Source organism: Vibrio diabolicus, assembly GCF_011801455.1.
GTDB classification, from domain to species: Bacteria; Pseudomonadota; Gammaproteobacteria; order Enterobacterales; family Vibrionaceae; genus Vibrio; species Vibrio diabolicus.
The window spans coordinates 67,345-79,193 of sequence record NZ_CP042452.1 but is presented as its reverse complement, the minus strand read 5'-3'; the positions used below and the strand labels follow the sequence as shown (position 1 = coordinate 79,193).

The 11,849-nt window shown below is 48.4% G+C and carries 9 protein-coding genes; 2 read left to right on the top strand and 7 right to left on the bottom strand.

Translation table 11 applies throughout. The features are described from left to right. Nucleotides 1-120 precede the first annotated feature (120 nt). Nucleotides 121-894 carry a siderophore-interacting protein gene (locus FR741_RS15750; RefSeq protein ID WP_167427159.1) on the top strand — a complete coding sequence of 258 codons (774 nt, stop codon included), beginning with the start codon at nucleotides 121-123 and terminating at the stop codon, nucleotides 892-894. 86 nt (nucleotides 895-980) lie between these two features. On the opposite strand, the gene FR741_RS15745 is transcribed toward FR741_RS15750, so the two are convergent. The 4 genes from FR741_RS15745 to FR741_RS15730 all read right to left on the bottom strand — a co-directional run bounded on the left by FR741_RS15745 (nucleotide 981) and on the right by FR741_RS15730 (nucleotide 7,198). Beyond that, a complete protein-coding gene (locus tag FR741_RS15745; protein WP_167427158.1) occupies nucleotides 981-2,147 on the bottom strand; it encodes an oligogalacturonate lyase family protein in 1,167 nt (388 codons plus the stop codon). Nucleotides 2,148-2,203: 56 nt separating this feature from the next. Further along, the gene (locus FR741_RS15740) at nucleotides 2,204-3,976 is read right to left on the bottom strand and encodes a sodium:solute symporter family protein (RefSeq protein ID WP_005487072.1); all 1,773 of its coding nucleotides are present in this window, start codon (nucleotides 3,974-3,976) and stop codon (nucleotides 2,204-2,206) included. 300 nt (nucleotides 3,977-4,276) lie between these two features. After that, nucleotides 4,277-6,505, bottom strand: a complete 2,229-nt coding sequence (locus FR741_RS15735) for a right-handed parallel beta-helix repeat-containing protein (RefSeq protein WP_167427157.1) — start codon at nucleotides 6,503-6,505, stop codon at nucleotides 4,277-4,279. Between the two features lie 15 nt (nucleotides 6,506-6,520). Beyond that, entirely contained in the window at nucleotides 6,521-7,198 is a 678-nt protein-coding gene (locus FR741_RS15730) for an oligogalacturonate-specific porin KdgM family protein (RefSeq protein ID WP_167427156.1), read from the bottom strand. Nucleotides 7,199-7,327: 129 nt separating this feature from the next. Between FR741_RS15730 and FR741_RS15725 the strand changes: the two genes are divergently transcribed. Then, on the top strand, nucleotides 7,328-9,067 hold the full coding sequence (locus FR741_RS15725; protein WP_167427155.1) for a sodium:solute symporter family transporter: 1,740 nt from the start codon (nucleotides 7,328-7,330) through the stop codon (nucleotides 9,065-9,067). Between the two features lie 185 nt (nucleotides 9,068-9,252). Here FR741_RS15725 and FR741_RS15720 read toward each other — a convergent pair whose 3' ends face one another. From FR741_RS15720 to FR741_RS15710, 3 genes are all read right to left on the bottom strand, one after another. Next, nucleotides 9,253-9,876 carry a bifunctional 4-hydroxy-2-oxoglutarate aldolase/2-dehydro-3-deoxy-phosphogluconate aldolase gene (locus tag FR741_RS15720; RefSeq protein WP_167427154.1) on the bottom strand — a complete coding sequence of 208 codons (624 nt, stop codon included), beginning with the start codon at nucleotides 9,874-9,876 and terminating at the stop codon, nucleotides 9,253-9,255. An 11-nt stretch (nucleotides 9,877-9,887) separates the two neighbouring features. Next, nucleotides 9,888-10,817 (bottom strand): 2-dehydro-3-deoxygluconokinase, encoded by a 930-nt coding sequence (gene kdgK, locus FR741_RS15715; RefSeq protein WP_005482884.1) that lies wholly within the window; start codon nucleotides 10,815-10,817, stop codon nucleotides 9,888-9,890. Nucleotides 10,818-10,915: 98 nt separating this feature from the next. Then, a complete protein-coding gene (locus FR741_RS15710; protein ID WP_167427153.1) occupies nucleotides 10,916-11,827 on the bottom strand; it encodes an alpha/beta hydrolase in 912 nt (303 codons plus the stop codon). Nucleotides 11,828-11,849 lie beyond the last annotated feature (22 nt).

Sequence of the window (11,849 nt, the reverse complement as noted above, 5' to 3'; positions counted from 1 at the left end):
GCAATACTCCAATAATCCAGCTCAATTCACAGTGTAAATTTATATAAAGACACTACCCTCTTATGAGAGATCTTGATAACCTTAAATGAGAAAGAGAATAATTATCGAGTAGAGTCAAAGATGAAGAAGAAGCCTCAACCTAAAACGATTGTTGTCACAGATACAGAGACAATTACCCCAAATATGCAGCGTATTACTTTGCAAGGTGAAGCGCTAAGCCAGTTTCCACGCGACTGCGAAGGTAGCTACATCAAGCTATTGTTCAATGAGATGGGCGGTACCGATTTGAGCACGCTAAGCGACGATGACCGACCATTAATGCGAACCTATACTATTCGTCGTTTCCATCCGGAAATACACACCATCGAAGTCGACTTTGTCCGCCACACCACACAAGATTTACAGTGTGGCTTTGCCGCACGTTGGGCAATGGCCGCGCAAAAAGGCGACACGATCAGCATCGTGGGGCCGGGTAGCATCTCCAACTTAAATACTGAGGCGGATTGGTTCTTCATGGCTGCCGATATGACGGCACTTCCAGCGCTTTCTGCGAAAATTCGTACGTTGCCAGAAGAGGCCAAAGGCTACGCAGTGATCAGCGTGATGTCTCCAGCCGACATCCAACCCCTACACGCGCCAGCAGGCATGGAGTTGATTTGGCTAACCGAAGGGCAAACCTTGGCTGATAGCGTTCGCGAACTCGAGTGGTTAGATGGTAACGCTTCGATATGGTGTGCGTGTGAGTTCGATTCAATGCGTGCGCTGCGCCAATATTTCCGCAATGAGAAAGAAGTCGATCGCGAGAATATCTACATCAGCAGCTATTGGAAGCAAGGCGTGTCTGAAGATGGGCACAAAGTGATTAAACGTGAAGACGCGGAATCCAACCAATAGTGGTTCATGTCTTTTCGATTCCAGCTCTCATCCCAATAAAAACGCCCGGCATCACCGGGCGTTTTTCATCATCATGTTTGACGTAATCAGTGTTTGTAAGACTCCGGCACGTCCGCAATGTAAATCGCAGGAACGCCTTCAAAGTCACTGGTAAACAACACGCCATCATCGTTCGGTGTGAATGACGGATGCGGGTGAGTAATTTGGCGATCGCCATCCAACACATCCCAAGATGTGCTGTGCTTACACAGTTTTTGCGCCGATTTCGCTTTTGTGTTCAATATATACAAGAACGGGTCATTTTCGATGTTGTAGCTGTCTGCATCTGCAACATCAACTGGCGCATCGCAACCATCACCGACCATCAAAGAACCATCGAAGTTACTCATGAGGTGAGAACAAGGTGGCATCACCATCACTTCTTCATTCTCTAATGTCTCTGGGTTAGCTTTGTAAATCACGCGATCAGTTTGACCTTTGAAGTAAGAAACGTACGCCATTGCGCTGCCATCTGGAATCCAGAACTCGTGCGTGCACGATTCACCTTCTGCGTGCTCTTTGATCTTACGAACGTTGCTGCCATCTTCATTGACCAGCCACATGCGCGCATCCACCAAATCATGCGGACCTTCATGACAGAAACCAACCGTTGAGTCATCAAACGGACGGTAAATCGGGTGACCTAGCCACGCAGTGTCTTGATGGATCACCTCCAGCTCACCGGTTTCGATATCCACTTTAATTAGGCGGCAAGTTGGATTGGTGTGGTAGAACTCGGCAAACTTTTCCCACGATGTCAGCGGTTGCCAATCACGTTTTAAAATCTCGATGCCGACTAACTTGGTACAGTCAGAATTTGCCACCCAAGTACCGTAGCCTTTCCACTCTTCATCGACCGTATAAATGACTTGTTCTTCCAGCGTTTCTAAATCGACTTTCATCAAATTCAGTTCGTTTTTCACGTAGAAAAAGGCACGCTCATCCGTCGAAATGAAACCGCCAAAGGTGTTGTCACCTTTACCTTCCGTCAGTTGGACTGCTTGTTGCGTTTCAAGGTTAAGCAGGTAATAGTTGCGATTTCCGTCGAAATCACCTGCAAACAGCAGCTTTTTTCCATCCTGAGTAAAGCACTTCTGGTAAAAGTAGTTACGGTGACAAATCACGTCCGTTGGCGTTAATCGCGTCACTTTCACTTGGGTATCACTATCAACAAACGTTTCGAAGTTGAGAGTAATCACATCACCTTTAGCCATAATATATCTCCACAAAAGGGCTGCCCAAGCGAGGGCAGCCAAAACAAAAATTCAGATTATTGGGTCGTTGTCGCGGCTACTTTAGAGGGCTGCGTGTCTAGCTTGGCACTCTTCTTCAAGCCGTAGCCCACAGCAAAGACTGACGCTGCACAGGCAAGGAACAATAAGCGGCCCCATAGTGGGTTTGGAATCAACACCATCAGTGTTAAACCTGCGGCCATGTAGATAACCAGCGTACCCAATTTCGCGCGTTGCATGCGGTCAACAATGTCTTGGCCTTCTTCTGCAACACACTCGGTGTCCACATCTTTAAAGAATTCCGCCGTTGTCTCTTTGTGCGTGTCTGTTTCTTCTTTGTAGAACAGAGTCGATAGGCAGAAGAAACCAGCAGTAAAGACAAGGTGAGCAGCAATGGTGATCATTGTGCGCATTTCACCTGCTTCGCGGCGTGTTAGCTCATCCATACCGAACCAGCTACCAACAAATTCTGGAGTGAAGATTTTCACCACTGACCAAGAGACAAACATACCAACCACAACTGTTGCCCATGGTGCCCATTTCGGCGTTCTGCGAATGATGATGCCAAGGAACAATGGAACTAGGATTGGTGATTGAAGTAGCGTCGCCACTTGCATCATTAGGTCAAACAAGCTTAGGTGTTTCAGTGAGTTGAAGAACTGAGCCATCATGATAACGAGGATGCCGTTCACCAAACATGCGATTTGACCAGCACGCAGTAGCTCTTTATCCGAAGCTTGGCCTTTACGCACGATGTTTGAGTAGAAGCTGCGAACGAAAATACCTGAGTTACGGTTTAGTGCTGAGTCCATCGAAGACATGGTCGCCGCAAACAGACCTGCCATGAGCAGACCAACGGTGCCTAGAGGCATTGTTTCACGAGCGAAGACAAGGTAAACCGCATCGCTTGCTTTCGCACCCAATGATGAGTATTGCGTTGCTGCATCTGGGTACAGGATTGCTGAAGCCCAAGGTGGGATGAACCAAATTACCGCGCCAAATAGCATCATCACAAGCGCCATCAGCGCAGCTTTGCTTGCGTTTTTCGAATCTTTCGCGTTAAGGAAACGGTAAGACTCCTGCATGTTGTTGATACTTTGCAGCTGTTTCACTACGAAGAAGATGAACGTACAAACTAACAGTAGTGGGTAGTTCATATCTGGGCCCATGATGAAGCCACCAGGGAAGTTCTCAACGATCTCGCCAGGGCCACCAACGACGTACAATGCAACTGCCGCACAAGCAATGGAGATAACCGCAACAACCAGCGTTTGAATAAAGTCCGACGCCACTACGCCCCACGCACCACTCAGCAATGAGATAGCCAATACCGCAAGGCCAGTCACCCAAATAGTAGTCACGATGTCGGCATTAAATACCGCAGAAGCAAACACACCCAAACCGTTTAGCCAAACACCCGCGTTAATCACACTTAACGGAATGATTACCCAAGTGAAAAACTGCTCGTTAGTGTTACCAAAGCGGCGTTTTACCCCTTCAGTTGGTGTATCGACTCGCATTTGGCGGAAGCGGCGAGCAAAGTAGAAGTAAGCGAAAACGTACGCCACCATGTTGCCAACAAACACGGCCAATACCGCGAAGCCATCGTTAAACGCTTTACCCGCTGCACCGGTAAACGTCCATGCAGAGAACTGAGTCATAAATGCTGTGGCACCAACCATCCACCAAAGCATCTTACCGCCCCCGCGGAAATAGTCGCTGGTACTATTGCTTGCCATTTTTTTGAACAGCAAGCTGATTGCCACCATCAGGGCAAAGTAGCCTGCTATTACTAAGTAATCGTATTCCATAATAGAAACCTCGAAACGCTGTTTTAATTTAGATAAATTATATTTTCAAAAAACAAAACTAACTGAGACAAAAATCAAAACAACGGTTCATTTTTTATTTTTTGCGTTCAAACGTGATGAAGATCAATAGTGAGCGTCTTGTAAATAATTGCGGATCCATACTCGTCGTTGCTGCATTCCCTTAGTTAATCTTAGAACCAAAAAGAGATTGTCACTGACAAGTCGAAAAGCGTAAAAATGCGACCGTTGTAAGGTGAGTTTTGACGAAAAAAAGGGCTCCTGAGAGCCCGTAGTTACTCGTTAGTGAATAAGTTGCTTAAGCTGCATCGCCTCTTGCTTACCCGGAATGGCTTGCTGGGTATCAATCACCGACGCTTGCTTTAATGGCGCGAGCGTTTTGCTGTCGACCGCTTTGCCATCACTGGTGTAAGTCGTGCCATTTTCGACCAACGCATTGCCAGTCGATTTCGCACTGTTGATCACGTCGTCATATTTGCTGCTGACGTGGAATCGGTAAGAACGGTTATTGGTGAACGTGCCTTGCTCAATCTCGCCGGAATATGGGCTCTTACGGAACAAGTAGTTGAAGCGCTTGTTATCAATCGACACGTTGTCGCTCAATACCAGTGCACCAGGGTTAAAGTTGTCCGTAAATCCGTCCATATTGTTATTGAAAGACAGGCTGTTTTTCACCACATGTGGAACCGGAATCCCCTCGCCGCCTAGCTTGAAGCCGTTACCAATCGTGCCACCCTTGTTGGCAACATCGAGTGCGCGCCCGTTGCTGAAAGAGATGGAATCCAAAATGGTCACCGCACCGTTTGCGCCATCTTCCACTTTGTTGAACAAGTCCCAACCGTCATCAATGTTGTGGTGAGACAAACAACGGATGAAGGTGTTGCCATCGCCGATACGCATCTTGGCCGCAAAACCGTCTGCGTTGATCTGCGAAGGATCCATGTTGTTGTAGCTTTCGCTTTCAATCACTTGGTTGTAACTTGCCCACAGTGCGCGGCCAATGTTTTCAGGAGAGGTGATCACGAAACCAGTATCTGGAGCGCCGTGTGTCACCATTTTTTCGAAGGTGTTGTGGCTACCATGAACAATGAACTGCGCACCCGCAACTTCAATACCTTGGTAATGCCAGTAATTTGCCTCGTGACGAAGTTCCGAAACAAAGCGAACATTGTCTCTTTCCGCACGTAGGTGCTTGAGCTTGTCGACACTGCCACTCGCCGTCAGCGGGATTTCCATCCCTTGGTAGTCACCATCTTTCAAAATGATGGTGCCACCAGCAGGAAGCAGTTCTACTGCGGTAGCTAAATCAAGCGGTTGTGCTTGAGATCCGTTGCCTTTGTCGCTGCCGTTTGGTGCAACATACAGCGTCATTGGGTCTGGCAGAGAAACAACGTCAACGCTGTAACGATGCGCTTGTGTCTCTTTGTTTGGGCCGTCAATGGCGGTGAATCTCACTTCCATTTGATTCGCGCCGCTATCGAGTGTCAGCCACTGGCTGAACAACTCGCCCGCCGTCACGGTTTGCTTCGCAACCACTTTGTCATTGTGCAGAACTTCAAATTCGCCCGAGTAGTTGGCACGAGCTTGAACCGGATACTCCTTGGTTGCAGATCGAGGTGAAGAAGCGATTTGGAATACCAATTCTCCCTGCTTGGCCGCGTATTTTGGAGCGTCCACGGTATCCGCCGCAGCAAGCTGCAAATCGACATTGCTCACCGTCATTTTTGCATTGCGTGACGCAAAGAAGCCGACGTATTGCGAGTCTGAGTTTTGCATTTCAACGATATTGGCATTCGCGCCTTTTACCGCTTGCTCAACGAATTTTTCGCCATTACGGTAGCTGACTTTGAAACCATCATTGGTGCGTGTCAGCGTCATGCGGTAGGTTTCAGCCGTGCCGTAAGGCACCCCTTCCACATAATCGACACGGCTTAAACGGTTACCCGGTGTTCCCCAAGGTTGATAAACGCCTTCACGAAACGATGCGTTGATGTTGGTCATGCCATCGTTCGTGCGGGTGTGAGAACGCATTAGGTTCATCACCATGTTCGATGCAGACGGAAACTCTTCATGGCCCTCAGGTTGCGGCACTAAACGCTCGGCACCTAGAATGTCGCGCACCATCAAACCTGCGCCTTCTTGGCGGTTGGGTGTCGCGCCCGTTTCTGGGCCAAGCTGTTCAAGCACCACATCGGCACTGAGGGTAAAGTTCACATCGGTTGGTAGCTCGGTGTAGTAAAAGGTGAGTCCTTCATGCGAGTTAGCTAACTTGCCGCCGCGGCTTTCAATGGTAAATGTGGACGCTAACTTGCCAGCAGCGACAGCCTCACCATTGACCGTCACTTGGTTCACGCCGACTTTTTCCGGCAAAATGGTTGAGCCAAAGTTCATGTCGGTCGATTGACCAAAAGTGATCGCTTTCCAAGTCAGGTCTTCGACCTTAATCTCAGCAGCGTGTGCGACTGGGGCCAATATGGCCGCCAGACACAAGGCTAAAGTGTGTTTTTTCATGGTCACTTTTCCTTGTTAGAAGTTGTATTTCAAACCGACACGGAAACGAGGAACATATTCATCTTTAAACTCTGAGCCGTCACCCTTGTGCGTGATAGCCGCGATAGCGAAGAATGGAATCACGCCACTTTCTAACTTGGTGTATTCGCCTTTAAAGTCGATCAGCTGATCATGACCTTTGTCTTTCCAGCCACCTTCACCGCCATGAATATCTTTGTACTCCGCTTCTACGCCAAGCTTGCCCCATTCAAACTTACGGTTTGCGTAAAGGTTGAGCTGGTTGTAGCGCGAGTCGTCCGTGTTTTTGTCCCCATGACGAATACGCGCAGCGACATCCCACTCGTCATTGATTTTGTACGCGCCAGTCAAGTTGTACTTGAACACTGACGCACCCGATGGGCTGGCATCAATGTTAATGCCCGGCGTTAGAGAGAAATTGTCGGTCGCTTTCCAACGGTAGCTCACGCCAGTTTCATGGCCTGCATTGCCCATGTGACCATCTTTGTAGTTCCATTTTGCTTCCACGCTAAAACCGATTTGGTTGTCGAAACGGTGAGAAACGTAAATACGATCTCGATGTTCGTCACCATCACGATCAGGCACATATTCATGACGAATATCCACCGATGCGGCAGCCGCTAAACCAGAAGTCATTGCAAGTAAGAGTGCAGAAGTAAGGTATCTAACTTTCATTTTGAAACACCATTTTATTTTATAATAAATCTTGTTTTAATATATTCATTATTACGTACTGATAAAGTTCTTATCGGTATTTTTGTGATCTTTAAAACGGTGTTTTAATTTTTTCGTGAGCTATGACACATGACTTTATTGGATTCGATGATCGTAATGATCTATCTGCTCTTTATTGGGATCGCTGCGTGGCTATTTCGCCGCTTTTCCACCTCGTCGAACGACTTCCTTCAAGGTGGAGGAACCATGATGTGGTGGATGGCTGGCGCGACCGCATTCATGACGCAATTTTCAGCGTGGACGTTTACGGGTGCCGCAGCCAAAGCGTATGAAGATGGCATCAGCGTGATGTTCATCTTTTGGGGAAATGCGTTGGGATTTTTCGTCGCGGCAGCATTTTTTGCGCGTCGCTATCGAAGGTTACGCGTAGAAACCGCCATGGAAGTGATTCGAGTGCGGTTTGGCCACACATCAGAACAGCTATTCACATGGTTAAGCTTTCCGCTGACTTTGATCGCCTGTGCTATTTGGATGAATGGATTGGCGTCTTTTTTCTCTGCTGTTTTTGCCATTGAGATGTCGACCACCATTCTCGCTATGGGGGTGGTCGTCACTTTGATCGCCGTGAGCGGAGGCGCGTGGACGGTGTCTGTGACGAATGTAATTCAATTAATTTTGCTGATCGCCATTACTCTAGTGATCGGCTATACCGCACTGCAACGCTTTGACTCACCAAGCGAAGTATTTGCGCACGCCACGCCAATTTATGGTGAACAGATCAGGATGCCGTCTCTGTTTGTGATGTGGGCAATCGCCATGCTGCTGCAACAAACCATGAGTAATAACCACACCTTGAGCTGCTATCGCTTTCTGACCACCGCCAACGATAAAGACGCCACCAAGGCCGCATTCGTTGCTGGTGTGCTGTTTGTTTTTGCCCCTGTACTGTGGTTTATGCCAGCGTGGTTCGTGGCAGCGCAAAACATCGATTTACTGGCAATCTATCCTGCACTAGAGCAGAGTGCGAACAACGCCGCTTATCTTTACTACATCCAACATTACATGCCTCAAGGTTTACTCGGATTGGTGATGGTGGCATTGGTGGCCGCGACCATTGCACCGCTTTCATCAGCACACAACCGCAACGCTGGCATTGTGGTCAAAAGCCTCTACCAAGTGTGGTTCAACCCAAATGCTACCAGTCGTCAGCAGTTGATGGTTGGAAAAATTGCGACGATAGTATCTGGCGTATTAGCCACGGTCACAGCTTTGCTGCTGGCGTCTGTTGAGTCGTACAGCTTGTTCGACATGATGATTGTGTTCGCGGCGTTCATTCAGATGCCAATCAACATCCCATCTCTGCTTGCGCTTGTCAGTATGAAAACACCAAACTGGTCGGGGTGGGCCACCGTTATGGTCGGATGCGCAGTATCGCTCTTTATGATGTTTATCTTTGATGTACAGTGGCTCTCTTCCTCGCCATTAACGCCAAGAGAAAGCAAAGACCTGTCCGTGGTCGCTACGCTTGCCGTTCATTTACTGGTGACGGGAGGCTTCTTCCTGTTTACGCGGGTCTTTTATGCCAAAGAGCCACCATCAATCCAGCAAAGTCGCACTGCACTTGCGATTCAACTCGCCACACCGATCAGCGACGAGGAGCAGTCCCCTATCAATCATAAGCAAGGACTTTATGTCGGCTCCATCACAGCGTTGGCGGGCATGTTACTGATTCTAGCCGGCGTCGTGTTAGCGGGCTCTTCTCAATCCATCTTTGTCGCAATTGGCTGCATTGTGTTGCTGTTTAGCTTGTTCCTACTACAACCTACCCAGCACTCTAAACGTGCTTGGCAGAAACAAAAAACTAAGTAAGTAAATGGGTAAGTAAACCGAGTTGGGCGCGTTGTTTTGTGTCGCGCCTAATGGAAAGCTGGCTTTTTAACTCGCCAAAACTGCACATAAAAAAACGCCTACGGTGGAGCCGCAGGCGTTGGCAAATTGCTCAAAAGATCGTTCGACTATCTACGATAGTTCTCGGCGCTAACCGGGGTGAGGAATTATTCGATAATTCCCGCAACTTCACGAACCAGCTTCGCCAGTTCATCCCATTGCTCGTTGTCAATCAAATCACCGGGTACCATCCAAGTACCACCACACGCTAAGACTGAAGAAATAGACAAGTAATCTTTAACATTGCTTGGGCTCACGCCACCGGTTGGCATGAATTTTACAGGGTAAACCGCAGACAATGCTTTTAGCATCGCGACGCCGCCTGACGGTTCTGCTGGGAAAAACTTCAGCGTACGCAGACCCATTTCCATTGCTTGTTCAACCAAGCTTGGGTTGTTGACACCAGGGACGATGGTCACGTTACGCTGTTGGCAGTATTTCACTATAGTTGGGTTGAAACCTGGGCTCACAATAAAGTCCACGCCCGCATCAATCGCTTCATCCACTTGCGCGCTTGTCAGCACAGTTCCCGCGCCAATCAACATCTCTGGGTACGCTTCGCGCATGTTTTTGATCGCTAAAGCGGCATCCTCAGTACGGAACGTCACTTCAGCACATGGCAGGCCATTTTCAATCAGCACCTGTGCCAATTTCACTGCCTTGCCTGCGTCTTTGATCGCGATAACAGGGACTACTTTAATTTCTGAAAGTTGTTGGTTCAGATCTTTCATTTCATCGTTCCTTAAATAGTTGGCATCGCTTGGCTTGGAATGATCGCGCCGCGATGTTGAATAACCGTGCCAGCCACTTTGTGCCCAGCAAGCGCAGACTCAGCAACGTCTCCGCCTAAAATTCGTTTTGCAAGATAACCCGCACTAAAAGAATCACCCGCCGCCGTAGTATCCACCACAGCATCGACCTTCAAGGCCGCAACGGTGTGTTGTTGATCTTGTGTTACAACAAAACAGTCGTCCGCGCCACGTTTCACGATGATCTCTTTCACGCCAAAGTTTTTCGTACGACTGATCGCTTCATCTTCGTGCTTATCTCCCCACAGCATGACCTCGTCATCGAAGGTCAAAAATGCCATGTCGGTGACGCTGAGGATCTTTGAGTAAAAATCACGAGCTTGCTCGATGTTAGGCCAGAGCTTAGGGCGGAAGTTGTTATCGAATGCGATTTTCACACCTTCTTTACGGCACATTGTTAGCAGCTCAATCAACATCTGACGACAATCGTCCGAGATGATCGCCAAGCTAATACCACTCAGGTAGATCATTTGATGCTGACAAAGATCTTTCACCAACGACAACAATGCTCGTTCACGCAACCAGTATTTTGCTGCCGCATCATTACGCCAGTAAAAGAAGCTACGCTCGCCATCTTCGGCGGTTTCAATCGCGTAGATGCCTGGCAATTTATCTTCAGAAAGGTAGACCATGTCCGTATTGATCCCCTCTTCACGCCATGCCGTTAGCATTTCACGACTAAACGGATCATGCCCTAATCCCGTCACATACGAAGTTTCGACCCCGTGTTGTTTGGTTAGACGAGAAAGGTACACCGCGGTATTGAGCGTATCACCGCCAAAACCTTGCTGTAGCACGCCGTCATGTTTTTTAAGCTCCACCATACATTCGCCGATGATGGCGACACGACTGATTGGGTTCATGGGAAGTCTCCTCAGTATTTGATGTCGCCATTATTGCAATTACAAAACCAGTTAACAATAAAAATAAAACAATGGTTCATTTATTTCGTGAACTTGATCTATCTGCGTGCTTTCTCGGCCAGATTTTGTAGCCATGCAGAGAGCAATTGCGGCCACGCCGCGACAGGCAAACCTTGTGCATCGCGAATACCAAAACCGTGTTTACCTTGCTCAAACAGATGCATTTCGGTCGCGATTTCGTGCTGGCGAAGTGCTTGCCAAAACACGAGGCTGTTTTCCGCACTCACGGCGGTATCGTCACTGGCATGTAAAAGAAAACAAGGCGGCATGTCTGACGTCACCTGTTTTTCTAGCGAAAATCGGAGAAGGTCAGATTCACGTTCCAAATTAGCCAGTAACTCGGCACGCGAGCCCATGTGCGCAATATCGATGTTCATACTGATCACCGGGTACATCAAAGCGCAAAAATCGGGCTTGGCAGATACACGCTCCGCCTCATCTTGAAGAGGATAAATATCCAATGCGTTATTCGTCGCTAAGCTCGCTGCAACGTGTCCGCCAGCCGAGAAACCTAAAACACCAATCGATGATAAGTGAGACGCCAAAGGCAACCGACGCACCAAACGCATTGCTCGCTGCGCGTCCGCCAGTGGCGTCCAAGATCCAAATTCGTGCCCTTCGTTTGGCATGCGATAGGTCATCACAAACACGGTAAAACCTGCTTGGTTCAACACGTGTGCGCTGTCCGCCCCTTCTTTATCCACCGAGACTCGCTGATAACCACCACCGGGCATCAATAAAATACCAATCCCGTTGGATTGCTCTGGTTCAAACACGACAATTTCGGGATGCGTGATCTCAAACACTTCGCGATCTGGTAACAACTCGTTCGGATTTCTTTCTTGATAACTTTGCACCAGATGGGAGGGGATTTGAGGCTCAGACCACAAAGGCAAAACGAGATGTTCAGGAAACCAAGTCTGTAGTGAAGTAATCGGCGCAACGTGCATGGCATTCTCTCCGGCTTAAAAA

Excerpts from the sequence above, each read along its gene's own strand:
- FR741_RS15740 (WP_005487072.1), bottom strand. The coding sequence starts at position 3,976 with ATGGAATACGATTACTTAGTAATAGCAGGCTACTTTGCCCTGATGGTG.
- kdgK (WP_005482884.1), bottom strand. The coding sequence starts at position 10,817 with ATGAACCCAATCAGTCGTGTCGCCATCATCGGCGAATGTATGGTGGAG.
- FR741_RS15720 (WP_167427154.1), bottom strand. The coding sequence starts at position 9,876 with ATGAAAGATCTGAACCAACAACTTTCAGAAATTAAAGTAGTCCCTGTT.
- FR741_RS15745 (WP_167427158.1), bottom strand. The coding sequence starts at position 2,147 with ATGGCTAAAGGTGATGTGATTACTCTCAACTTCGAAACGTTTGTTGAT.
- FR741_RS15710 (WP_167427153.1), bottom strand. The coding sequence starts at position 11,827 with ATGCACGTTGCGCCGATTACTTCACTACAGACTTGGTTTCCTGAACAT.
- FR741_RS15725 (WP_167427155.1), top strand. The coding sequence starts at position 7,328 with ATGACTTTATTGGATTCGATGATCGTAATGATCTATCTGCTCTTTATT.
- FR741_RS15735 (WP_167427157.1), bottom strand. The coding sequence starts at position 6,505 with ATGAAAAAACACACTTTAGCCTTGTGTCTGGCGGCCATATTGGCCCCA.
- FR741_RS15750 (WP_167427159.1), top strand. The coding sequence starts at position 121 with ATGAAGAAGAAGCCTCAACCTAAAACGATTGTTGTCACAGATACAGAG.
- FR741_RS15730 (WP_167427156.1), bottom strand. The coding sequence starts at position 7,198 with ATGAAAGTTAGATACCTTACTTCTGCACTCTTACTTGCAATGACTTCT.